General features: G+C 48.9%; 17 protein-coding genes. 11 read left to right on the top strand and 6 right to left on the bottom strand.

Annotation, left to right across the window (positions count from 1 at the left end):
• Positions 1–770: 770 nt before the first annotated feature.
• Together ACYVH9_RS30710 and ACYVH9_RS30705 are read right to left on the bottom strand one after the other, a co-directional pair.
• A complete protein-coding gene (locus ACYVH9_RS30710) occupies positions 771–1,574 on the bottom strand; it encodes an enoyl-CoA hydratase/isomerase family protein (RefSeq protein ID WP_460640285.1) in 804 nt (267 codons plus the stop codon).
• A 114-nt stretch (positions 1,575–1,688) separates the two neighbouring features.
• Complete coding sequence (locus ACYVH9_RS30705; protein ID WP_460640284.1) at positions 1,689–2,585, bottom strand: helix-turn-helix domain-containing protein; 897 nt, start codon at positions 2,583–2,585, stop codon at positions 1,689–1,691.
• A 358-nt stretch (positions 2,586–2,943) separates the two neighbouring features.
• On the opposite strand from ACYVH9_RS30705, the gene ACYVH9_RS30700 reads away from it, so the two are divergent.
• Positions 2,944–4,164, top strand: a complete 1,221-nt coding sequence (locus ACYVH9_RS30700; protein ID WP_460640283.1) for an IS256 family transposase — start codon at positions 2,944–2,946, stop codon at positions 4,162–4,164.
• A 347-nt stretch (positions 4,165–4,511) separates the two neighbouring features.
• Here ACYVH9_RS30700 and ACYVH9_RS30695 read toward each other — a convergent pair whose 3' ends face one another.
• On the bottom strand, positions 4,512–4,964 hold the full coding sequence (locus ACYVH9_RS30695) for a DUF5990 family protein (RefSeq protein ID WP_460640282.1): 453 nt from the start codon (positions 4,962–4,964) through the stop codon (positions 4,512–4,514).
• Positions 4,965–5,357: 393 nt separating this feature from the next.
• On the opposite strand from ACYVH9_RS30695, the gene ACYVH9_RS30690 reads away from it, so the two are divergent.
• On the top strand, positions 5,358–5,636 hold the full coding sequence (locus ACYVH9_RS30690) for a hypothetical protein (protein ID WP_460640281.1): 279 nt from the start codon (positions 5,358–5,360) through the stop codon (positions 5,634–5,636).
• A gap of 304 nt (positions 5,637–5,940) precedes the next feature.
• On the opposite strand, the gene ACYVH9_RS30685 is transcribed toward ACYVH9_RS30690, so the two are convergent.
• Positions 5,941–6,309 (bottom strand): hypothetical protein, encoded by a 369-nt coding sequence (locus ACYVH9_RS30685; protein ID WP_460640280.1) that lies wholly within the window; start codon positions 6,307–6,309, stop codon positions 5,941–5,943.
• Positions 6,310–6,662: 353 nt separating this feature from the next.
• Here ACYVH9_RS30685 and ACYVH9_RS30680 point away from each other — a divergent pair, with 353 nt between their 5' ends.
• On the top strand, positions 6,663–6,914 hold the full coding sequence (locus tag ACYVH9_RS30680) for a hypothetical protein (RefSeq protein WP_460640279.1): 252 nt from the start codon (positions 6,663–6,665) through the stop codon (positions 6,912–6,914).
• A gap of 269 nt (positions 6,915–7,183) precedes the next feature.
• Here the strand turns inward: ACYVH9_RS30680 and ACYVH9_RS30675 are convergent, their stop codons facing one another.
• Entirely contained in the window at positions 7,184–8,836 is a 1,653-nt protein-coding gene (locus ACYVH9_RS30675; protein ID WP_460640278.1) for a hypothetical protein, read from the bottom strand.
• 518 nt (positions 8,837–9,354) lie between these two features.
• Between ACYVH9_RS30675 and ACYVH9_RS30670 the strand changes: the two genes are divergently transcribed.
• Complete coding sequence (locus tag ACYVH9_RS30670; RefSeq protein WP_460640277.1) at positions 9,355–10,584, top strand: exo-alpha-sialidase; 1,230 nt, start codon at positions 9,355–9,357, stop codon at positions 10,582–10,584.
• A 120-nt stretch (positions 10,585–10,704) separates the two neighbouring features.
• Positions 10,705–11,394, top strand: a complete 690-nt coding sequence (locus ACYVH9_RS30665; RefSeq protein WP_460640276.1) for a YdcF family protein — start codon at positions 10,705–10,707, stop codon at positions 11,392–11,394.
• 101 nt (positions 11,395–11,495) lie between these two features.
• Here ACYVH9_RS30665 and ACYVH9_RS30660 read toward each other — a convergent pair whose 3' ends face one another.
• Positions 11,496–12,962: a hypothetical protein gene (locus tag ACYVH9_RS30660; RefSeq protein ID WP_460640275.1), complete on the bottom strand. Its 1,467-nt coding sequence runs from the start codon at positions 12,960–12,962 to the stop codon at positions 11,496–11,498.
• Positions 12,963–13,142: 180 nt separating this feature from the next.
• Between ACYVH9_RS30660 and rbsK the strand changes: the two genes are divergently transcribed.
• The 6 genes from rbsK to ACYVH9_RS30630 all read left to right on the top strand — a co-directional run bounded on the left by rbsK (position 13,143) and on the right by ACYVH9_RS30630 (position 23,767).
• Positions 13,143–14,087, top strand: coding sequence for a ribokinase (gene rbsK, locus ACYVH9_RS30655; RefSeq protein ID WP_460640274.1), 945 nt, complete (start codon positions 13,143–13,145; stop codon positions 14,085–14,087).
• Between the two features lie 18 nt (positions 14,088–14,105).
• Complete coding sequence (locus ACYVH9_RS30650) at positions 14,106–15,107, top strand: GRP family sugar transporter (protein ID WP_460640273.1); 1,002 nt, start codon at positions 14,106–14,108, stop codon at positions 15,105–15,107.
• Positions 15,108–15,268: 161 nt separating this feature from the next.
• Positions 15,269–16,792, top strand: a complete 1,524-nt coding sequence (locus ACYVH9_RS30645; protein ID WP_460640286.1) for an ADP-ribosylglycohydrolase family protein — start codon at positions 15,269–15,271, stop codon at positions 16,790–16,792.
• 612 nt (positions 16,793–17,404) lie between these two features.
• A complete protein-coding gene (locus tag ACYVH9_RS30640; RefSeq protein ID WP_460640272.1) occupies positions 17,405–20,506 on the top strand; it encodes a SusC/RagA family TonB-linked outer membrane protein in 3,102 nt (1,033 codons plus the stop codon).
• 20 nt (positions 20,507–20,526) lie between these two features.
• Entirely contained in the window at positions 20,527–22,146 is a 1,620-nt protein-coding gene (locus tag ACYVH9_RS30635) for a RagB/SusD family nutrient uptake outer membrane protein (protein WP_460640271.1), read from the top strand.
• 1,213 nt (positions 22,147–23,359) lie between these two features.
• Positions 23,360–23,767 carry a hypothetical protein gene (locus tag ACYVH9_RS30630; RefSeq protein WP_460640270.1) on the top strand — a complete coding sequence of 136 codons (408 nt, stop codon included), beginning with the start codon at positions 23,360–23,362 and terminating at the stop codon, positions 23,765–23,767.
• The last annotated feature ends 93 nt before the right edge of the window (positions 23,768–23,860 follow it).

Here is a 23,860-nt window from a genome sequence, read left to right as displayed (position 1 = left end):
TCAATAACTTGCCACTGGGTGTCTGTAAGCTCATTAAATTGAGTAACCATACCTTCATTGTGTTGCAACATAAAGGTAGGCAGACACCCACTTTTTTCAGCTAGTTATAAAATCCCCAACAACTTCTAAGTCCACTTGCAGAAGCAATCTTGCTCGAAAAGCTCGGATATAACCTTTCGTGCCTTAATTGACGGCCAATTTTGTCTGTAATAGCGCAACGATAATCTTATACCCACCATTCATGGTAACCACGAATGCCCGTTTATCCGCACGGGCGGCAAGTAGTTTATAGCGTACTAAAGGCAGTAAGGCCACAAGTAGTGGAGATTTTGACCAGTTTTCGACGTTATGTACACCCTTGAAATAGCCTGACCCGAATGCGGTCAACTAGTTGAGGAAGATCCTCATTTTTGAACCGGCATGTCGACCCAAAATAACCACTTTGTTTACCTTAACAATGAGTAAAGTGAGAAAGCTATAGCTTCATGACCCGATCATTTTCTAACGCAGGCCAAGAGCATTTTACAGATTAATATGTCCGTTCAAAAATGAATTGAAGTACAGATTTCTGTAAGGCTATTTTAGGGTAATTCAGTCAGTGAATTACTGAAAAGACCTAACTTCTTACTGGTACCAGATTATCATTCGTCCTATTTCTAACCAGAGTCGTTGAGAAAAATTGCTTTCCTGTTGGAGAATTCAATTGGATAGAGCTCATAAAAACGATGGTAGACGGCAGGGTTTAGCCCATCCACCATCGTTTGTTTGCATTATAGGTACTTGGCCAGATTCAGCTCAACATCACCATGGGTCTGTAAACCTTTCTCCAGTAAGGCCTTGATCCTTGTTCTGGCTTCGGGTTCGGTAAGAGAGACAAAGAAAGCCGTTTGAGTTTCCATGAGGTGCTCATTTTTAGGAATGGCCACCCGAGCATTGATCGTTGCCTTTATTTTTTTTATGATTTTCAGATCAAACGAAGCAATGCGGTGGGCCAGAGTTTCGACAAAGGCATCCAGCTCATTATCAGCAAAAGCGCGGTTGATCCAACCATACGCAGCGGCTGTTTCGGCATCGTAATCAGACCCGCTCAAAATAATTTCCAACGCTCTTGCTTTGCCCGTCAGCAGAGGTAATCTTTCCAGTCCGCCACCGCCCGGAAATGAACCGATACCAATTTCAGGCTGCGCAAAAATCGCTTTTTCTTTACTGGCAAACCGCATATCGAATACTTGAACAAACTCGCTGCCTAAGCCTCTGGCCCGCCCCCGAATGGAAGCAATGCTGACAAAAGGTGCTTGTTCCAGCCGTTTGGCAATATCCGGCCAGGACTTGGAAAGGCCGGTTTTCCCCTCTCCTTTGGGGTAGTCGGAACTATTCACCAGTTCGGCATGGGCAATATAAAAGTCAGGATTGGCGCTCTCAAAAACCACTACTTTCAGGTTTTCGTTGGCTTCCAATTCGTCCATCAAGGTTCGCAGCTGGACCGAAAATTCGGGGTCAAATATATTTACAGGCGGATGATTAATACTTATCTTCCAGTAGGCTTCGTTTACTTTGTTCGTTGTGAAAATCATGGCGAGTGTCGGTTAAAAATCAGAAAAATTCGTATCCATTAAACGTGCTACGTTCTAAGAGCACAAAATTGAATGACGTCTTCTTCTGACCACTAACACAAAGCCCGGAAAGGCTTATACATTTCCCTGATTCCTGATTTTGCTGGGCGAGATTCCTTTCCTTTTTTTGAACAGCTTTGAAAAATACGGAACGTTATCAAAGCCTAGCTGGTAAGCTACATCACTCACATTCAGATCAGTTTGCAGCAGCAGGATTTCCGCTTGTTCGGTTATGTAGTCATGAATTAGATGGATGGTACTTTCCCCGGTTTCGTCGCGCACCAGATCGGTAAGATAATTTGGCGATAAATGCAGTTCCTGAGCAATTGAGGTAACCGTTGGCAGGCTTTGCACGGGCTTTGATAGATCATGATAATGACGCTGTAACGCCATTTTCACTTTTGAGGAGACCGAAACCGAAGGCTTTTCGGTCTCGCTGAACTGCCGCTTATAATACAGGTCAGCATACGTGAGAATGACGTTTAATAACGACAGAATAATATCTACGTTCGCCTTGTCTCTGTTGTCGACTAGTTCGTAATGAATTTTTGTGAACAGCCAGGTAATGGTCTGTTCTTCGTCGGGGGTCATGAACAGCGCGTCGTTGATTTCATAGCTGAAATAGGGATACTGGGTGATTTTGCTGGCTACCGGATGTTTTTTAATCAGATCCGGATGAAAAACAAAGGCGTACCCGTCCCAGAAGGTAAGCGCATCCCAGGATACGACCTGCCCCGGTTCACTTAACAACATCAACCCATTGTCGGTATTGTAGTTGGTCTTCCCGTATTTAATGGCGCCGGGAAAATTCTTCTTTAATGAGACTTTGTACAGATTGACCTGTATCTCGTTGCTGGATTTGGGGAAGTTCGGAATAGCCTGTTTGCAAACCCGGCTGTCCATCAGCGGATGAAGCGGGGCAGCAAGGTTCAGGTATGTATTATACTCGGTCAATTCGTTAAATACTCTCATGGGTCAGATTAGCAGGCAGTTGATGAAATGCTGAACTTGTAGCCATCAAATAAATATCAGTTCATCACAATGGCGTAAGCTACGATTTAGAGTTGACAATTATTAAAAATCCTTCAATAGTAGCGCTATCCCTGCCCTGCTCGAAGCCGTTTATGAAAAACTGCGATTCCAATCGTGAACGCGCCTTACAAAAGGAGAATAGCTGTCCACTATAATCAGTAAGTATACTCCTGCATTTTCGTGCAATAAGAGCGGAATTAATCGTACTTATTAGCTATCTAATTTGCCATCGGTGAGACTGCTCGCTGAACTGTGTCACAGGTGAATAGAAGGAAGAAAACCTCTAACTTTCACCGCTATGACCAACGAGTTCGATTTTGAGGCCTTCAAACAGGCCGCCATCAAAGGCCTTTACGAAGGCAAACCACTAACCGGCGAAAATGGCCTATTCGCGCCCTTGCTCAAACACTTTTTAGAGTCTGCTCTAGAGGGTGAAATGGATGGGCATCTAAACCAAACCCGGCTCACCGAGCAGAACCGTCGAAACGGCAAAACCACCAAGCAAGTCAAGAGCAGCGCAGGCCCCTTAGAGTTACAGACGCCCCGTGATCGTACGGGCAGCTATCAGCCTCAGATCGTGCCCAAGCGACAAGTTGTACTGACACCCCAACTTGAACAGAAGGTGCTTTCCCTTTACAGCGTAGGCAACAGCTACGCTGACATTAGCCAGCATCTGTTAGAGATGTATGGTTATTCGCTGTCTGACAGTGAGTTAACGGCAATCACAGACAAGGTTATTCCGGCTATGCGGGAGTGGCAGAACCGGCCGTTGGAAAGTCTGTACACGCTGGTTTGGTTGGATGGTATCTACTACAAAGTGCGTCATGATGGCAAAGTAGTTACTCGTGTACTCTACAGCGTGATCGGGCTAAGCCTTGCAGGCAAAAAGCAAGTACTTGGCATCTACACGGCTGAAAGTGAATCCGCTAAGTTTTGGCTATCAGTTCTAACAGATCTGAAACAACGGGGAGTAGAAGACTTGCTAATCACTTGTGTGGATGGTCTGAAAGGCTTTGATACAGCCATTGCCAGCGTTTTTCCGGCCACCACCGTCCAGCTCTGTATTGTTCACCAACTTCGTAGTTCATTCCGTTTCGTGCCCGACAAGTTATTGAAAGAATTAGCCAACGATTTAAAGACCGTTTATCAGGCTCCCAACCGGGAACAAGGCTTAGAAAATCTGTTGGTCGTCCAGGAAAAGTGGGGGGCAGCTTATCCCAAAGCCGTCCAGCCCTGGGTAGAAAAATGGGAGTTGTTATCGCCGTTTTTCGACTACCCGCCTGCTATCCGCAAGTTGATGTATACTACCAACACAGTCGAAGGCTATCACCGCCAGTTACGCAAAGTGACGAAGACGAAAGGAGCCTTTTCGTCGGATATAGCTTTACAGAAGTTGGTCTACCTGACGATCCAGAATTTGCAGATCAAATGGGAAACGACAACTTACAATTGGAAAGAAGTAATTAATCAGTTCAGTATTATCTTTGAGGAGCGCATTAAATCACATCGCTTCGACTAAAATCCTGCTGACACAGTTCAGCGAGCACTCCCCCATCGGTGAATAATTTGTGATCGCTGCAAGCACAAACGAAAATCGTTCAGGAAACCCTCCGGTTCCTCTGAGGTAAAGTAAGATGTGCATGGGTTATAAACTGATTTTCAAGACAACTGTACCGAAACAATCACTTTGTCCGAAAGCCGCACCAGTCAAACCTGTAGGCCGCTTTTAAGTTTCAATTATTGTACCGAAGAAATTACTACTATTACGAGCGATTTTCGAGACACTATGTTTTTAATTTCTCTCTTCCTCAGTCGCATACAGTTGCCGAAATAATCGTATCCATATTCGTCGTAGCTGACCTACATCTAGTCCTTCAACGTATTAATGGTCCAACCGCTAAATGGTTTCACCGTGGCATAAGCCGGGCGTCCGTCTTTTGACGACCCCGGCACTTGTGTTTCCAGCACTAATTCCGAAGAGGTGATGACTTTTTCAATTGTTTCCCAGCTAATTCCTAGAAGCGGTACTTTCAATCGCCCTCCCCAGATCGATTCCGCCTGCCCGGCGTAGGTACCGATATCAATATAAATAAATTTTTCTGGCGCAGAACCTTGGACAAAAGGTCCGAAAAAAACCGGTTTTGCATCATTCTGCCTGTCGCCTTTGACGGTGACGGGGAATTCAAAAAGGAGATCCTGGACAGAGGCCTGCTGAACCTGTAGTGTTTCATAGTGATGGCCACTGCCCTTCTGGAGCCCGAAAGCTACCCCAACCGGCGGCTTTAGCAGGATAATCCGAAGGATAACCTCTTGCTTCATACAAATTAAGGTATCGGGTTAAGTAGGGTTAGAAGTACGAAACGAATAGCATTTACTTACCTGCTGGCTAAGTCAACTCCTCCCAGGTATATTTATTTGTTTACCCTAGTTTAAGGCGGTCTCTAAGCGTGTCGTACTGTTAGATGGAACAGCGTTGAGAAAGTTGTTCTGTTCGTGGCTTTTATAAAATGCCAAATGGATGAACCTTGAAATCTCTATTGTCTCATGGGGAGGGGTTATTTAGACGGCCAACTGACAACTTCTAATCGGTTTCCCTTGCCATGGACGTTCAAGGATGGTACTTTTACAAAGTATGCGTTTAACGGCTTGTATATAGTTACTATCCACGTTACTTGGCTAAACTATTGATTCCATTTTATTGAGAGAAGACCGGTGAAGCTTAAACCGTGGACTAACCCTACCATCGCAGCAGGTCGTCGTCATAGTGTAGGGCTTAAATGTGACGGAACGACGGTAGCGGTGGGCGATAATAACTATGGCCAATGTTCGCTAAGCGGTTGGCGGGATATGGTGGCCGTTGCGGCTGGGAATGTTCATATGGCAACCAATACGGGGAATGCGCATACGGTCGGTCTTCAAGCGGATGGCACGGTGAAGGCGGTGGGTATGTTCCATACAGAATACGGTGTTCTTTGGATGCCAATGCGGTAATTTTTCTAGGTGTTGAAGGGCTATTTTAACGCCGTCAACCGTATTCGAAGTCTGAGTCCGCAGCTGAATACCTGATAGCGTTTATACCGCCCAGTCGAGAGTCGATTTGGCGATATCAATACCGATGTAATAGCGAATGTCCATAAAAGGATTTAGTTTAGTGATCAGTCAACCGACTTGCTACTGCTCAAACCGCCACGGGGCGCCCCGCTTGCTAATGGTGGGACCGCCATGCGGCCGCGAACCCTACTTTCTATCGCTACGGCGCACCGTTCGAGCCTGGCAAGTCGAACAGAGTGGGCTCCTAAATCGGAGCATAGCCGGGCCGCCGTTGCGGTCTGACTCCTCGGCGACCCGTTAGGTTGGCCCCACTCTGGTTGACTGATGGCAAGCTACCGCAACGGCGGCCCGGCAATTCTTGGTTTCTTACCATGCTCAAACCTAAAGGGCGGCCCGGCGGCTTGGTTTTACTGCCGTTGCGACGGTTGGGTCGGTTCTGCTCCACATGCGCTTGCCTTTCTCCGGACAGGGCGGCATCCAGTAAGGTTTTCAGTAATGGAGCCAGAAGGCCATCTTTACCGGTCAGTTCTTTGTCACCGGCCAGCATCCGTTGAATAGCCTGCTGACGAAAGACTGTGTAATCGAAGTTCTCTTCCCCTTTTGTATTTTCCATTTGCTTGTCAAGTTAGTTCAATTCAACTTGACACACTTTCATGAACACTCTCTATTCTTTATTTTTCAACCCTTTTAAATTGCTAACCTTCCCATTTAATTTCCGCTGTGCGGATACAATTAAGAAGGTATAAAAAGAGGATTTATTCCTAATGTCTGGGGTCATTTGTTTCTTTTGATTGCCTTTTAAGCCATTTTTAACACGCATTAATCTTTGCTTAATTATGTTATTTAATCCATAAGTTTGAACAATGGTTCTCTATCTTTATATCACTTTATATAGTAAAATTTAGCCTATCTACCGCTTGCTTTACAAAAGCCGTCGGTTTTAACCTCTTTTTAACCGACAACCTAATGCTGCTGCTTTTTTCCGTACGACAAACAGATGGCGATATCCGCTCTTTAGTATTTTATTCCCAGAATTTTGAAGATGGATGGGATGTGCTGAACCGCTTAATGAAGTCGGGTTATACCGTTTTGTCAGCGGTGATTCGGGAACCCGGTGGTAAGCAAACGAGCTTACCAGTGGAATTGCTGGATGGGGAACCGATAGCGAAATACCTACGCTTACTCCAGTACGAGTGGGAACAAATCCTGGAAAACTGATGAATTGCTTACCGAATTCGTCGCGTCATACTGATCAGTGGGACAATGACATGGCAACGTGGGGACTGGCTGGTTTAAAACCCAAGCCGGGTTAAACTCTTTTTGCCTAAACTATAGAAGTGGGCAGGATAAATCAGGTATCCTGCCCCTGTCCATTAATTTACCTTCGCAAGTGTTGAACATAACCCGTCGATTAAAGCGAATCAGGAGTAATTTAGCCAGACTTAACTCCAACTTGTTGGGCAAACAGTCCCCAAGGCAGCCTCCCATTACTGGCCAGTTTCAACCTTTACATCCCGGAACATATACAAATTATCGCTGACTCTCAGCGCCTTTCCACTGGCAGTCGTTATATTTCTGAGCGAGACCTCTTTCGTGATCACATACGGGAATTTCTCCCGGTAGGAAGTATCCTTCATTTCCGGATTAAAATTGGCGAAAATAGCCGGCCCCTGGTAATTTTCCGGATGCCGGGAGTCGTCGATACGGAGGTTTTCAATGGTAATCCGTTCCGGCATGTAGCATACGTAACCAAAATCGTGCATACCTGAATACGATCCACTGAGCAGGGCGGCACTAATTGGTTTGCCGTCTGCCGGTACAAAAACGCAATTGCGAATCACGAGCTCTCCCTGCCAGGTACTACCGTAGTCGGATCGTAAGTTGACAATGCTCCGGCCGCGGATGGTCGAATTCTCTATTAATAAAAGCCCGCTGCCAATGGCGTTGATCCCCATGTGTCCCAGAGTCGAGTTACGGATGGTGGCATTGGCCACCCCCTGGTGGGCATCAAACCTAGAGAGGGTACAACGCTCATAAAGAAGGTTTTTGCAGAAGTTAGACCCTAGAATCCCCCAGTAAGTATTGTCATTGATGTCATTGGTTTGGCTGCAATTGATGAAAGAAACGTTAAGCGCACGGTTGACAGAAAGGTCGTAAGTACCCATGGATACGGGCTTACCGGCTGCGCCAATGGTACTATAAGTCCGGTGCCCGGTCAATACGGCGTTTTTTACCGTGACGTTGGCACAATCCCCGATGTTCAGAAAACCGCCATAGGGTGCACCGTGCTCTTCTTCGCCCCTGATGCGATGTTCTAGGCCTTCCACCAACACATTCGACCGCCGGATGGCGATGTTTCGGTTATAGTAGGTATACTTCGATTCGGCTTGATTGGCCAGGGTGGTAAAACGTCCCCCCGTAATCTTCAACGGTTTTTCATCGATGGGAAGGACGTTGAGGTCGGTTATCTGGTCGAAAGTCCAGATGATTGGGGCCTTCATATCGACATTACCCTCTTTGTCAACAAGAAAGATATCGGTCTGCGAAGATCCATTATTCTGGTTGAGCCCAAACCGGATGTACTGCTTTACGTTTGAATTCGTGACCGTGATCAGACAAGGGGCTGGCAGAGACACCTCAATTTTTTTCTGGTTTCTCTGCAGGGAATGAATCGTTTCCAGCTCAAACGGTTTGAGACTTGAACTAACCGTAAAAACAGCCGCATTGCGATTCTGCACGTTCGTGTCATCAATTAGGAAGGCTGCCGTGCCAAAATCCGTGTCGGTCCGGATATGGGCTATGCGCTCCTTGCCGCCGATATAATAGGTCACACCCTCATCGGCTTTCACCAAAAGACCATGCAGGTTGGCAACGGCATGGGTCGCAGCGATCGCGTCGATATCATCCGCTTTGCCATCACCTTTTGCCCCGAAATCACGGTAGCGAACCAGGCCAGCAGCCTTAAAGGTAGCGAGATCTTTTGGGTTGACATTTACCCGCAACTCACCCTTTTCGTTGGTGTCTACCTGGGTTTTCTTTTTTTGGGATGTAATCACCACCTGTTCTGATGAGCTCATGGTCTGTCCCAGCGTTACGAATGCACAGCTGGCAAAAAGAAACATCAGGAGCACATACTTCATCCTACGAGTTAGCTTGCTGGTCATTCGCTTCCGAAAAGTTCGTGAAATTACGTTGTCTTTACCCCTCCCCTCCCAGCTAGCACCAGGCTAGCTGGAGGATCGGTCGGTCATTCCTTGATTACTGGAAATTAAACTTCTGATAAAGTGATTATTGGCAACTATTTACTCACGGCAGTGGATGTCACCCAACCGTTTACAGCTTACCCCAAGCCGAGCGATAAAAGCAGTTTAACGCAGTGGATAACCACCGGTTTCAGTTGAACTAGAGAACGGGTATACCTTCAGTTGCCTGATGGTCAAAATCACGTTCAATCTTCTACTTTGCCCCTTACCTTCTACGGTACGATTTCTATCCGGTCCGTCTACCGGCTGCACAAAAAGGGCACACATCTTCTTCCTTCTTTCAATGAATACGGCCATTCACCATTATTTTACCCAATATTGGTCGGCCATTAGTCCAGTTGGGCGCTAAAACCGTACTCTGTTAAATAAAGTCTTGAACCCTTGCCTCCTAACGCATGTATTTTCAATCCAAAAGCCTAACCCTACCCTTGATCGGTACGCTATTGGCCTTCGCCGTCCAGGCCCAACCCAAGGTAACTGACCAACCAACAACCGCATCAACGGTTCCGCATCCGGTAACCAACCCGAGTGCATCATTGATGCTGGCCGGCGACTGGGTGCCCGATAATCCGCACCGGATCAATTTTGAAAATCTTCCGAAAGTGCCCAGCCAGCACGTCGTCATCAGCGATGTTCGCGCTGAAAAAGGCGTCAACCAGCATAATTACCTGATTCATCATAACGGGAAATTCTGGATCATGTGGAGCGACGGTCCCGGCATTGAGGATCGCGTCGGACAGCGGGTCAAATACGCCACCAGTCTGGACGGTCTTACCTGGACCAAACCGATGTTTCTGACACCCGAGCCACCGAATTCGGGAAAAGACTCCCCCCTATTCGGCACCCGGACGGATAAAGGATTCCGGCACATTGCCCGGGGTTTCTGGCAGCGGAATGGTGAATTGCTGGCGCTGTATTCGTTGGACGAGGCCGGTGATTTTTTTGGACCAAGCCTTGAGCTCCGTGCCTTTCGGTTAAATAAAAAGAAGGAAATCTGGGAAGATGCCGGTATAATCTTCGACAATGCCATTAACAACTTCCCGCCGAAGAAGCTACCGACGGGGGAATGGATGATGACCCGGCGTACCCATGATTACGCCAAAACGGGGGTTCATTTTTTAATTGGTGGCCACCCTAAAATCGATCAATGGCAATCCGTTCCCGTTACAGGCTCCAACGACGGTTTGACCGCCGAAGAACCGAACTGGTGGGTTTTACCGGATAATAACCTGATGGCTTTGTTCCGTGATAACCGCAGAAGTGGCTATTTATTCCGTTCGTTTTCCACCGACAACGGCCGAACCTGGAGCAAGCCCGTTCGTACGAATTATCCGGATGCCCAATCTAAATTCAGCGGGGTCCGGCTCAAAGATGGCCGGTATGTGCTGGTGTCTAACCCCAAGCCCAACAAGCGGGACCCGCTGGCCATTTCCATTAGTGAGGATGGCCAGATATTTACCAAAATGTTTTATTTGGTGGGTGGCCGGCACGTCGATTACCCCCATGTCATCGAACATGATGGGCACCTGCTCATTGCCTTCGCCGGCCACAAGCAAACCGTTGAAGTACTCAAAGTGCGTTTGGCGGATTTAAACGCCATGAAACCCGTTTCGCAGCGCGATTGAGGAATACACAGGCAACTTTTTAGCACGATAGCCGACAGACATCCATCGTTTTCTTTTTATTTACGCTTCTTTTGAAGAACCGGGTTGGGTTTTTACCACCCTTAAAGCACGCTTGTATTCATGAAACCGATGGGCAAAGAGAGGACTGGAATGCCGGAGTCGATCTACCAGTGGGCGCTCACACTGTGGAACTATCACCACCTTAACCACGAACTGGTCAAATCGGACGCCATTCTGGTCCTTTGCAGCCATGACCTCCGCGTGGCCCAACGAGGGGCCGCGCTTTTTTTGGAGGGATGGGCCCCGTTGCTCATCTTCTCCGGCGGGCTGGGTGTTATTACAAAACACATGTGGTCAGAACCAGAAGCGGACCAGTTTGCCCGCATTGCGCTCGATATGGGCGTGCCAGCTCAGCAAATCCTCATTGAAAATCAATCCAGCAATACGGGCGAAAATGTATTATTTACCCGGCAACTGCTCGAACAGCGCAAACTGGAGCTAGAGCGGTTCATTGTGGTCCAGAAACCCTACATGGAACGTCGTAGCTTTGCTACCTTCAAAAAGGTATGGCCGCAGAAAGAAGTAATCGTCACCTCCCCCCAGGATACCTTTGAGGAGTATCTAAGTCAGTACAACCGCCCTGACCTGACCCCAGATGACATGATCAGCATTATGGTAGGCGACCTGCAACGCATTCAGTTGTATCCCCAAAAGGGTTTTCAAATCCCCCAGGCCATCCCCACAGAGGTTTGGGCGGCTTATGAAGCCCTGGTCCAGGCAGGCTACGACCGTCATTTAGCCTCCAGCTAGGGAAGCTTTAACCGGAAAACCTACCTAAGCTAACCGTCGTTCTCAACCAGCTCAGGTTCAGCACGTACTTCTATCGGGGTACCATCTATGCGCTCAAAAAATTAGTTAGGCAAGCCTCCTATTTTCTTAAACCACTCTTCCAATCCTACTTCCAAGAGCAGCTGGCGCTCAAAAGGGTCATTCTTGAGCAGTGAAAATTGCTTGGAAAAAGGCGTCAGAGGTTTATTGTTCAGCCAATGTCTCAGGGTCTTTAAAAAAAGTTGCTCAACCCGGAACCAGGTTTTCTGTCTTTTTAACTTTACCTCAATGGATTTAACCTCGTAATAGATATAATCCCGGTTATCTAACCCGACATGAATCATCAGGTTCATCAGCCGGCAGCTCACGTACAACATTCGGCTCAGCGACCGGGTAGGTTGATTCAGAATTTGATTGATAATCCGCAGCGCTTCGCGGTAATTCCCCAAATGATAATAAACGCGGGCCATGCTTAATTTTAGTTGCACTTGAATATGCAAAGGCAGCTTACTAGCCTCTTTTTCAATAAAGTCAGCATTGTCACGAATGAGTTGACTCGCCTGCTGGTAATTCCCCGTGCTAATGGCCACGTGCAACCGGTTGTCAATCACCTGAAAACCGGCGGTAAGCTTTAGAATTTCTGAAGACGTCGACAGGGATAGTAATTGCCCCAAAAAATACTCCATCTTCTCGTATTGCTGGGTGACACGCATGGTCTGGAGGGCATTGTTGATCACGTGCAGGTAATACACGGGTTTATCCGCCCACAAATGGCTGTGCCGTTGGAACAAGGTGTCCAATTCATACAGCATCTGTAAGCTATCCTGGGGATTATCCGTCATCAGGAAATAGGCCGATTGAAACTGGAGATGGAGTTGCTTGGCTTCAAACGACTCAATCGTTTGGGAACTCAACACCTGGTGTTCTTCCAACAGTAAGTCATTTAGGTGCAGGGTTTCCTGCCGGCTTCGGACGATGCCGGTTTTCCAGTACCGCATGGACAAAATCTCATACAGGGATGCGTGGTGCTGGATCGCTAGTTCATGGCGCAATAGTTCGGCGATTTTCTCCTGTTTTTCCACCAGCTTTGCTTCATCCCAGCCAACAAATTGCTGGGACACGATGTAGTGGATCTCCTGCCGGGCAGCGACGATGTAATAGATGAATTTTTCATACTTTAATGCGATTGTCTTCGCCTTGTCAAGTTGTTCAAGGCTGGCGTCGATCAGGCCACGGTCGAACAAGATCCGGCTGTCGCCAATCAAGGCCATGAGCTGCTCTTCAATCACCTGCTCCGCGCTAAACTGGCGAAGGCTCTTCATCAGACTTTTGTATAAATACTTACGCGAGGTTTCTAAGGAAGCGGGGGTAAAATTCGCATTCAGTTCCCGGCTTACGTCTTCGGTAAATTGGCTATTTCGTTCAAGGCAATCGAACAATTTCAGGTAGCTTTTTTCACCTCCCTGAATGGTGGTGCTAAGCCTGAAATACCGTTTCTCTGATTTGGTCAGGGAATGAATGAGGACGTGAAGCGTGGGAATGGAAAGCATAGGATTACCTAAAATGACCTAAAGAAAATAGCATTATTTGGACATATTTCTGGGATATAAGCATAATTTCTGGCATTCTTACTGATTTCCTACCGCATAGCTTTCGCTGTATCATGAAAAAAGGAAGCAAGGACTATGAATTATTCCAGATATTTTTGACCAATTAATTCATCGCTTTCTATGCATCATTCTCCTTTAATTTGTGTTGTTGGCAGTTCCAACACCGACATGGTCGTTAAAGCCGACAAATTGCCGACACCGGGCGAAACGGTAATCGGGGGCCAGTTTTTAATGACTCCGGGCGGAAAGGGAGCCAACCAGGCGGTGGCTGCGGCCCGGCTCGGCGGTCAAGTGGCTCTGGCGGTAAAAGTGGGTAATGATATTTTTGGGAAACAGGCTATTCAACAGTTTCAGCGCGAAAAGATCAACCTTAAATATACCTCCACCGATCCGGAGCACCCGTCGGGTGTTGCGCTGATCAATGTCGACGCGAAAGGGGAAAACTGTATTACTGTGGCGCCAGGTGCCAATAGTTATTTGATGCCCAAAGATGTTGAAGCGGTTATTGACGATTTGCACGCACACGATATCGTACTGCTTCAATTGGAGATTCCGTTGCAAACCGTCAGTTATGTCATTCGTCGCTGTGCCGAAAAAAAGATTCTCGTTATCTTAAATCCCGCCCCAGCCCAGCTGCTGCCCGACGATCTGTTTGCGTGCCTGGACTGGATCACCCCCAATGAAACCGAAGTAGAGCTGTTGACGGGCATTCGGGTGACCAACTTACCATCCGCCCAGAAAGCGGCCCAGGCCTTGCGAAATAAAGGCGTATCCAATGTCATCATTACGTTAGGCCACAAAGGCGCGTACCTGCAAACGGAACAGATCGGAAAATTAATTCCTGCGCCCCCCGTTACCGCGATCGATACGACTGCTGCGGGCGATTGTTTTAATGGCGCGCTCGCAGTAGCCCTGGCCTCGAAACAGCCACTGGAGCAGGCGGTTGCTTTTGCCTGTAAGGTTGCATCCATCTGTGTAACCCGAATGGGGGCTCAGGCTTCCCTCCCCTACTGGCGCGAAGTCAATAGTTTACCTTTGCTGATTGATACGTCAGAATTACCGTAACCTTCTCCCTTCCCGTCTATGTTTATCATTCCGAACTACGCAATCGCGGTTGTCTTTTGCTTCATTACCATGCTGTGCTGGGGTTCCTGGGCAAATACGCAAAAACTAGCTGCTGGTCAGTGGCGTTTTGAGCTATTCTATTGGGACTATGTGCTCGGTATTGTTCTTTTTTCGTTGCTTTCAGCGATGACGTTAGGAAGTATGGGAACGGGCGGTCGCCCGTTTCTGGCCGACCTGGCGCAGGCTGATTCTGACAATCTGTTTTCGGCCTTGCTGGGGGGCGTCATCTTCAATGCATCCAATATTCTGCTCTCCGCGGCCATTTCCATCTCCGGGATGGCGGTTGCTTTTCCGGTTGGCGTTGGCCTGGCCCTGGTGATCGGCGTCATCATCAATTACCTGGACGCGCCGGTTGGCAACGCGGGCATCCTGTTGGGAGGTGTCCTTTTGATTGTTGTAGCCATTCTCCTCAACGCGCGGGCCTACCGATCAAACCCTGATTCATCCGTAAGCACTTCAAAGAAAGGACTCTGGTTGGCCATTATTAGTGGTGGCTTAATGGGCCTTTTTTACAAGTACGTCGCGCAATCGATGTTCCCTGATTTTCAGCAACCACTACCTGGAAAACTCAGCCCGTATTCTGCCGTTGTGTTTTTCGCTGTTGGGGTGTTAGCCAGTAATTTTTTATTCAATACGCTGCTGATGTGGAAACCCTTTGTGGGTAAACCTCTTCGCTATGCGGACTATTTTCGGGGGGGAAGTCGGAACCACGTCATGGGCGTGCTGGGCGGTATCATCTGGTGTATCGGCTTGTTGTTCAGCATCATCGCATCGGACAAGGCCGGGCCGGCCATCTCCTATGGCCTTGGCCAGGGGGCAACCGTCATTGCCGCCCTCTGGGGCATTTATGTATGGCGAGAATTCCGCCAGGCTCCCCCCGCCACCCACCGGCTCCTGAATATTATGTTGCTTTGTTACGTAGCGGGCCTGAGTTTACTCATCATTGCCCGCGAGGCTTAACCCAATTCATTGTCACGGCCTTTTGAACGGAACGGTAACACTACTTGAACCGATCATCGCCACGCCCGAAAGGCACGAATCCTACTATTTAAGCGTACCCTAACCCCAAGCGGTAACCCTTTAACTACAAATCCAGCATGAAAAAAATAGCTTCCTGGTCAATGCTTCTACTTGCTTTCGTTGGCTTCATACCTCCCAAACCACCGCCAACCTCCGTAAGCATGTCTAAAACAGCCCTACACGATAAAATCAAAGGCGGCTGGGCGGGCCAGGTGATTGGCTGCACCTTCGGAGGCCCAACGGAATTTCAATTCAACGGTACGATGATTAATGACTATCAAAAAATACCGTGGTATGATGGGTACATTAAACACATGATGATGATCAGTCCAAGTCTGTACGATGATTTGTACATGGATCTCACCTTTGTCGACGTTTTTGAAAAACAGGGATTAGATGCCCCCGTCGAAGCCCATGCGAAAGCCTACGCCAATTCTGAATACCGGCTCTGGCACGCCAATCAGGTAGGCCGTTACAACATTCTCAACGGACTGAAAGCGCCGGAATCAGGGCATTGGCTTAACAATCCCCACGCGGACGATATTGATTTTCAGATTGAGGCTGACTTTTCCGGCTTAATGGCACCCGGTATGCCCAATACGGCGGCAAAAATTGGCGACGGCATTGGTCACATCATGAACTATGCCGATGGATGGTACGGGGGGGTCTATGTGGGTGCCATGTATTCCCTGGCTTTTGTCTCGAAAGACATCAACTATGTTGTCAAGGAGGCTCTGAAAACAATCCCTGCGCAGAGTACCTTTTATCAGTGTATCAACGATGTGATTGGCTGGCATGCGAAATACCCCAATGACTGGAAAAAGACCTGGTTTGAAGTGCAACGAAAATGGGCAGACGAAGCAGGCTGCCCCATGGGGGTCTTCTCCGCCTACGACATCGATGCCAAGATCAATGCGGCTTACATTGTCATTGGCCTTTTGTACGGAAAGGGGGATTTTACCAAAACCATGGAAATAAGTACCCGGTGCGGTCAGGATTCGGATTGCAACCCTTCGTCAGCCGGCGGTATCCTGGGAACGATGGTCGGGTATGATCAAATTCCGGCTTACTGGAAATTGGGCTTAAATGAAGCCGAAGATGTTGATTTCCGGTATACAACTATGTCGTTGAATGATGTCTATGCGATTGGTCTGAAGCATGCGTTGCAGGTCATTGAGCGAAACGGCGGTAAAGTAACGGATAATGAAGTCACGCTGGCCGTTCAAAAACCCCAGGCCGTTCGCCTGGAGCAAGGCTTTACCGGGCATTATCCCGTTAGCGTGAAACCGATTCAAAAGGAGCTTTCCACGGAATATTCGTTTGACATCGAAGGCATTGGTTTTGTACTTCGGGGAACTGCCGAACCCGTAAAAGTAGACATTGCCAATGACAAAGCGAATGTGCACGTATTTGAGGCCGAGTTATACATTGATGGCAAATTTGTTGAGAAGGCTAAGCTGCCAACCAGTTTCCGGCTACGCCGGCATGAACTCTTCTGGAAATACCAACTTCCCAAAGGCAAACATTCTCTTCGCGTCAAATTACTAAATCCGGACCCAGCGTATGTGGTGCGGATGACGAGCCTGCTCACGTACGACGACAAACCGCACGCTCACCCTCAATAGGCGGAATGAAATTTCTTCATTGAAGGACATAACCAAAACGTATATTACTCATCGTCAAAAAGTAAAATCACCGGACAGCCGGGACCGTCCCCGGCTGTCCGGCGCTTTGAGTCGGTCCGGTGGGGCTTTCGGTCACCCCAAGGAGCCGGCGTACAGCGATTGCGTATGCTTTTCGTCACCCTAAGGACGGTCAGCGGTACGATGCTGGAACCGATCTGGGACAGGTGATGGGCATGAATTGTCCCGGCGGTGTTGCGTTGAAACCGCTGATTTCACCGACGTTCAGGTTCATCAACCCGATCAGAAAATGCCCAACAACAAGTCCCTGAACGGATAAAACGCTTGTCCTACGCGTCTTCGTAGGCCTTCGTGGTTAACCGATCTTTAAAAGCGTTTATTGCCCGATCCACGTAACGAAATGGGTCCGTTCCCCATTTCGTGGAGAACTCCCTTTACCCTTCGCCCAAAACCACTAAACGTATGCCCAATTCATGTATTCATCCAGGCTGGAAATTGACTCGATTTGCGGTTTTCCAGCTCTGCCTTTTAAGCCTTCCTGCGGGTTTATCCCTCGCCAAGGCTAGCAGCGGGACTGATTGTACCCATCGCCCGATGCGTCTGATCGCTACCGCCCCCCCGGCCGGATCGGTCCTTCGGGTTCCTGAAAAAGGCCCCGCTCCGGTTTCATCCGTTCATCAGCAGGCTGTGCTCCATTTATCCCCTCCCCCATCAAGCGAGCTGAACGGTATCGGAACGGAAGCAGCGGATCGAACGGTAACGGGCTCCGTGACGGACGACAAAGGCGAATCGTTACCGGGTGTTAGCATTGTGATCAAAGGGACTCAACGCGGCACCACCACGGATAGTCAGGGCCAATTCAGTCTGGTTCTACCCGATGGCCCAGCCACCCTGGTGTTCAGTTTTGTCGGCTATGCCGCCAAAGAGGTCAGCGTCGAAAACCAGAGTCGGCTAACGGTTTCACTGCTCGTGGATGATAAAACCTTGAATGAAGTGGTGGTGGTTGGCTACGGTACCCAGTCGCGTCGGAATGTGACGGGCTCGGTGTCCAAAGTGGATCTAAAGCAGACCGAGAATGTGCCAAACACCAACATTGGGCAGGCATTACGGGGCCGGGTGGCCGGTGTACAATTTACCGATAACGGGCGGCCGGGCCAGGGCGGTACAATCCTGGTGCGGGGGCAACGATCCATTTCTGCCAGTAACAACCCGTTGATCATTCTGGATGGAATCTTTTTTGAAGGAAATCTGAGTGACATCAATCCGGGCGATGTCGAATCCATGGAGGTATTGAAAGATGCATCGGCTACCGCTATTTACGGAGCACGGGCCGCCAACGGTGTCATTCTCGTTACGTCGAAAAAAGGGACTTCTGAAACGCCTACCATCCGCCTGAATACCTATTACGGTAGTTCGAGCTGGAGCCACACGCCGACCCTGCTGACGCCGGAACGCTACATCGAAAAAACCTTGGATTGGCGTAAACAAAGTGGCCTGGATGCCGACCCCGCAAAAATTGACGGTTACTTAACCGCTACGGAAGCGAGAAATTATGCCGCAGGGAATCGGATTGACCCCTTCAAAATAGCCTCCCAACAGGCCGGAATCTACAATTTGGATTTGAGTGTAGCCGGCCGATCCGCCCGAACGAACTACTACGTGTCGGGTAACTATAACAACGAAAAAGGGCTTGTTTACAACGACAACGCCCGTCGGACCAGCGTTCGTGTCAATCTGGATAATCAAATAACGGACTGGCTAAAAGTTGGGATCAATGCCCAGTATACGGAACGGGATTTATCGGGCAACTCGGCGGATATGGGCGTCGCCTTCTGGACATCGCCCTTTAACGATGTATGGGTCGACGGCAACCAGCATGATCCTAAACCGCTGGGCAATGAAGATGGTCTGGTCGGCAGCATTCTTTACAACGCCCTGATTTATAAAAACCAGGAACTTCAGCGCAACCTGTTCGCCAACTTTTACGGTATTCTGAACATTCCAGGAATCGAAGGCTTGTCGTACCGGATCAATTATTCGCCCAACTACCGTTGGTTCAATTTGAATGATTTTCAGCCAATCTATCAACGCAATGGGATCAATAATACGGGGTTTGCCAGTCGCCGAACCGATTTCAACAAAAATTGGGTGCTGGAAAATATTTTAACCTACAGCCGCCAGATTGGTGACAACCACGGTTTCGACCTGACCCTGCTGTACGGTCGAAACCAAGCCTATGCCGAGTCCATCATTGCTTCCGGAACCGATTTTACCGGTTCCAGTGATGCAAACAACTGGAATAACATTACGCTGGCCAGAATTCAAACGGTGACCTATCCGGGGGGGACACTGGGGGCGTCACAGGTCGATGCCATTTCCTCCATGGCACGGCTCAATTACCGCTTCCGGGACCGCTACTTATTCACGTTCACCACCCGTCGGGATGGGAACTCGGTCTTTGGCTCCAACTACAAATTTGGCTTGTTTCCGTCCGCTGCCCTGGCCTGGATCGCTTCGGATGAACCCTTTATGAAATCCCTGCCGGCGGTTAACCTGCTGAAACTGCGGGCTTCTTATGGCTCCGTCGGCAATCAGGCCATCTCCGCCTACCAATCGCTGACCAAACTGGGGCAGGTTCAATACGTATACGGCGATGGTGGCACGACCTCGACGGGCTTATTTCCCCTGAACATTGCCAGTCCTGATTTGCGGTGGGAAACGACGACCACCACCAACATTGCCGCTGATTTTGAGCTATTCAAAGGGCGCCTGGGGGGAACCGTTGAGTATTACAACATGGCCACGAAAGACCTGTTGCTGACGCGTCAATTACCCGGCCCTACCGGCTTTACATCCATTCTGACAAATATCGGGGCTACCAACAACAGTGGGGTCGAAGTCACCCTGAATTCCGTCAATCTAAAGCCAGGTCCGCTGGAATGGACCAGCACGCTCGTCTTTTCCGCCAACAAAAACCGTATTGTCCACATTTACCAAAGTGACGCCAATGGCGATGGGGTCGAAGACAATGACATTAACAACCGGTGGTTCGTTGGACAGCCCATTTCCGTGGCCTATGATTACCGCCTGGACGGGGTCTATCAGGAAGGGGATCAGCTTCCAACTGGACAAAAAGCTGGGTTTTTCCGGATGCAGGATGCCAATGGCGATGGAAAAATCACCCCTGATGATCGGCAGGTGCTGGGCACGCTCCAACCCAAATACCGCTGGAACCTCGTCAATACCGTTCGGTACCGAAACTTCGGTCTGATGGTCAACATCAACGCCTTACAAGGCTGGTTAGGAGTTAACAACCTGTTGGCCCTGGATCCGTCAGCGGGTGGATTCGGGAACGGAAACAACCCCGGCCGAGCGGCCAATTTCCTGGATGCGGGTTGGTGGACACCCGAGAACAAATCCAATACCCGCTCCTCGCTGGTTTATACCAATCCGTACGGTCATCAATATTTCCAGAGCCGGGACTTTACCCGCATCCAGGAAGTAGCCTTATCGTACGATGTACCGAAGGATGTAGCCAGTCGTTTACGGATGACGAGTCTACGGCTCTTCCTCAGTGGCCGAAATCTGCACACGTTCACCAAATGGCAGGGTATGGATCCTGAAACGGGGGATGGCGCTCGGAATGCCTTCCCCGTCCCCCGCACGGTTTCGGCCGGTGCATCGATCAGTTTTTAACCACTTTTTAGCCTCCTATCATGCATACTAAATTGCTTTCTCATTTAAAAACAGGATTGGTGGCCCTCCTGCTGCTGGCTGGTCAATCCTGCAAAGAGTCCGTTCTGGACGAAAAACCAATCAGTTTCCTGGGGTCCGACAATGTACTGGTCAATAACGCAGGGTTCCAAAGCGCCATCACCTCGCTTCACCAGGGGCTGCGGGAGATGATTAATCTGAATAGTGCGGATGGCTGGTGGGCGTTGTCCCTGGGAACGGATATCGGTTCCATTGGCGTACGCGACGTTTTATTACGGGATTACCAGGCTCAGCTCACCCCTACGTACGGGGTCGTAAATTATTTCTGGGATTGGGCGTATACCACAGAGCTACCCCGCGCCAACCTCATCATCGAATATGCTCAGCGGCCCACGGCAGTCTGGAGCAGCGAGGCCCAGAAAAATGCCGTCATCGCTGAAGCCCGTTTTTTTCGGGCCTACACGTTGAATCTACTCACCAACCTGTATGGAGATGTGGTCATTGCGGACAAATTGGCGACGGAGCCCCGGGTTGATTACCAACGGAGCTCCCGTAAAGATGTGCTGGAATTTGCCAAAGCAGACCTGGAATTTGCCGCCCAGTGGCTTCCGGTCACCGAACCCCAGTCCGGTCGGATCACGAAAGATGCCGCCGATCATTTGCTCTCGGAGGTCAACATCAGTCTGGGCAATTATGAGGCAGCCATCACGGCCGCGTCATCGGTCATTGGCTCGGGCCGAAACAAGCTGATGACGGAGCGTTATGGAACCCAGAAAGCGCAACCCGGGGATGTTTTTTCGGATCTCTGGAAGGACGGCAACCAAAACCGAAGCAGTGGCAACCAGGAAAATTTATGGGTGGTTCAATTTGAATTTCAGACGGCAGGTGGGACCTCGGGTGGGGCCAGTGCCAATGGAAAAACCTGGTTACGGGCCTGGGGAGCGCGTTATTTTGACGCGAAAGATCCCAACAATAGCTCGGGGATGCTGCTGACCGATAGCTTAGGACGGGGCGTCAGTTGGATTCGTCCCAGTAATCACGTCCTGTACGGGATTTGGAATGATCCGGCTGATATCCGCAATTCAGGGTACAACATTCGCCGAAAGTGGTACTACAACAATCCAGCGTCAAAGTATTACGGTCAGGAAGTGAAGTACCATTCGTACCTGGATACGCTGTACCATCTTTATCCTGCCTTTCGGAAAATTGAAGGCTTATCCCTGGCCGGAGCCGCAAAAGGGACCACTTTTAATGACTGGCCCATGATGCGGTTGGCCGAAACGTACCTACTCCGGGCCGAGGCCTATCTGCGGAAAGGAGACCGGCAAAAAGCGGCTGATGATATCAACGTAGTCCGTAGCCGGGCGAAGGCCAAACCCGTATTGGCCGCTCAGGTCGATTTGGACTATATTCTGGATGAGCGGTTGCGCGAATTGGTCGTAGAAGAACCGCGTCGATTAACCCTTTGTCGAATGGGCAAACTGGTTGAGCGGGTTAAAAAATACAATGGTTTCCCAACAACCGTCAATACGATTCAGGATAAAAACGGCCTTTTCCCGATTCCTCAAAAGTTCATTGATGCAAACTTCGGCCAAAAAATTACCCAGAATCCTGGTTATTAGCATTCACGGCCTCGGTGGTAAGGCGTCCAAAGCCATAAACAGGTAGGTGCCCCCCCCTACAGCCTGGACAAGTTGACTGGCAACTGTCTCAGGCATACAAGTGCGGGGTGTTTTCCGAGGTTTGGATCAAGTTCGTTTACTTGATCCAAACCTCGGAAAACACCCCGTTTAAGGAGAACCATTCTCTGGCAATTATCCCATAGCGCATCGCACACCGCTGGCGCTAAAAACCGTCTCATTTCTCTCCAATTGCGACGGGTTCAGCCGTTGCTTCGCTTTTCAGGGCCGTTTTCCAAAAGTTTTTCATCACATTTTTACCTTAGTTGGTTACCTCCATAGTTCAGTTTATAATGTATAAACTGGTCAGCCGGATAAGTGGTAGCGATACCCAATAGAATCGGAGGTACTTTTGATCAATGTGTGTCAGGACGAGAGGACTATAAATAATGATTCATTCCCTACGAACGGCTAAGCTACTTCCGCTTAACTTCCATAACAAACTCGAGGCATTTCTATTCTTTGTCTTACGGATTTTCATAGTAACGGGCTGGCTATTGCTGGTTTTAATTCCCTTAGTACCCTTTGCATTGGGCAGTCTTTTGGCACCCAACCACAAGATCAAACGGTAGCATTGGGTTGTTTTGTGGCTGTTACAAGCTTACTCCGGCTGCCGTAAGCGTCGGATAGCATTCTGAGGCCCGGAAGACATGCTCTGCTTCCAACGAGATTCTACCGGCCCAACTTCGACCCGTCCGCTTCGCTCGTACCTTTGCTACGGTATTGGCCGATGAAGGCAGAAATTCAGGTGTCAACAGCCTACGTTTCTGCATCCTCTAATCTCATTAAAACGACATGCAAATGTAGCTACTCATAGCTGAGGTTGTTATCCGTGGGTTAAGAGCGTTAAATGCTGTTCTGGCAAAGCATCATTGACTTACTCTGTCGGTGACCTTGCCCATCTAATTGGACTAAAGTGCCTCCCATTACGGGTCGAACATGGCATTCCCAAGGAATGCCATCAAAGCCCAAACATTGTCGGCCTGGCTGTTTTTTGGCCCTGATGATATGAAGAGTTCATTTAAATCCATTGAAAACGTAACCGGTCGAGAACTCCTCACTCAACGTATAGGGCCGTTCGATCACTGGGTGATCTTCGATGAAGCTTTAAAGTCCAATCTTTTGTTGTATACATTTCCGCTAAACGTCTTTCCTCATGCTACTTCACATTACATTTGATGATCTAAAGACATTTAGTTATCAAACACCCGACCTAGAAAAGCATTTTGACTTTCTAAGCGGACTTATTGCCAACGGTCTGACTGTAAAGTCTGCCTTACTGATTAGTTCTAACGGCAGCCGGGTTGAATTGCCGTTGGAAGCTTTCGATGGGAAGCCAATCGGCAATCCAATCAAGGCATTACAGCTGGAGTATAAGAAGATTTTACACCTTGCGGGTATCAAACATGAATCCAGGCGAGTGAATGAAGTCCAGAAAGACGTCGAATACGCTATTGAAAAAATAGGACACCTCAAAAAAAGCAGGTCGGAATTACGCCAAAAAGCTTTTGCTCTCTTCGAGCGGCTCGATGATATCGCTGGTCGAATTCAGGCCTTAAAGTGATTCCCCGGCAAGGCGAGTCGGTTAGCTAACCCTTTTACCAAACTCGCTTTAGAACTCACCGACCTGGTTGGGATGTATTGTCAATTTCTTTCT

The organism is Larkinella harenae, from assembly GCF_054780515.1.
The sequence above is the reverse complement of the archived record's forward strand: the minus strand, read 5'-3'. Positions and strand labels throughout refer to the sequence as shown.

Coding starts and splice junctions, on each gene's coding strand:
- ACYVH9_RS30695 (WP_460640282.1), bottom strand. CDS start 4,964: ATGAAGCAAGAGGTTATCCTTCGGATTATCCTGCTAAAGCCGCCGGTT.
- ACYVH9_RS30710 (WP_460640285.1), bottom strand. CDS start 1,574: ATGATTTTCACAACGAACAAAGTAAACGAAGCCTACTGGAAGATAAGT.
- ACYVH9_RS30630 (WP_460640270.1), top strand. CDS start 23,360: ATGCTACTTCACATTACATTTGATGATCTAAAGACATTTAGTTATCAA.
- ACYVH9_RS30675 (WP_460640278.1), bottom strand. CDS start 8,836: ATGAAGTATGTGCTCCTGATGTTTCTTTTTGCCAGCTGTGCATTCGTA.
- ACYVH9_RS30645 (WP_460640286.1), top strand. CDS start 15,269: ATGCTTCTACTTGCTTTCGTTGGCTTCATACCTCCCAAACCACCGCCA.
- ACYVH9_RS30705 (WP_460640284.1), bottom strand. CDS start 2,585: ATGAGAGTATTTAACGAATTGACCGAGTATAATACATACCTGAACCTT.
- ACYVH9_RS30640 (WP_460640272.1), top strand. CDS start 17,405: ATGCGTCTGATCGCTACCGCCCCCCCGGCCGGATCGGTCCTTCGGGTT.
- ACYVH9_RS30700 (WP_460640283.1), top strand. CDS start 2,944: ATGACCAACGAGTTCGATTTTGAGGCCTTCAAACAGGCCGCCATCAAA.
- ACYVH9_RS30650 (WP_460640273.1), top strand. CDS start 14,106: ATGTTTATCATTCCGAACTACGCAATCGCGGTTGTCTTTTGCTTCATT.
- ACYVH9_RS30665 (WP_460640276.1), top strand. CDS start 10,705: ATGAAACCGATGGGCAAAGAGAGGACTGGAATGCCGGAGTCGATCTAC.
- ACYVH9_RS30635 (WP_460640271.1), top strand. CDS start 20,527: ATGCATACTAAATTGCTTTCTCATTTAAAAACAGGATTGGTGGCCCTC.
- rbsK (WP_460640274.1), top strand. CDS start 13,143: ATGCATCATTCTCCTTTAATTTGTGTTGTTGGCAGTTCCAACACCGAC.
- ACYVH9_RS30685 (WP_460640280.1), bottom strand. CDS start 6,309: ATGGAAAATACAAAAGGGGAAGAGAACTTCGATTACACAGTCTTTCGT.
- ACYVH9_RS30670 (WP_460640277.1), top strand. CDS start 9,355: ATGTATTTTCAATCCAAAAGCCTAACCCTACCCTTGATCGGTACGCTA.
- ACYVH9_RS30660 (WP_460640275.1), bottom strand. CDS start 12,962: ATGCTTTCCATTCCCACGCTTCACGTCCTCATTCATTCCCTGACCAAA.
- ACYVH9_RS30680 (WP_460640279.1), top strand. CDS start 6,663: ATGCTGCTGCTTTTTTCCGTACGACAAACAGATGGCGATATCCGCTCT.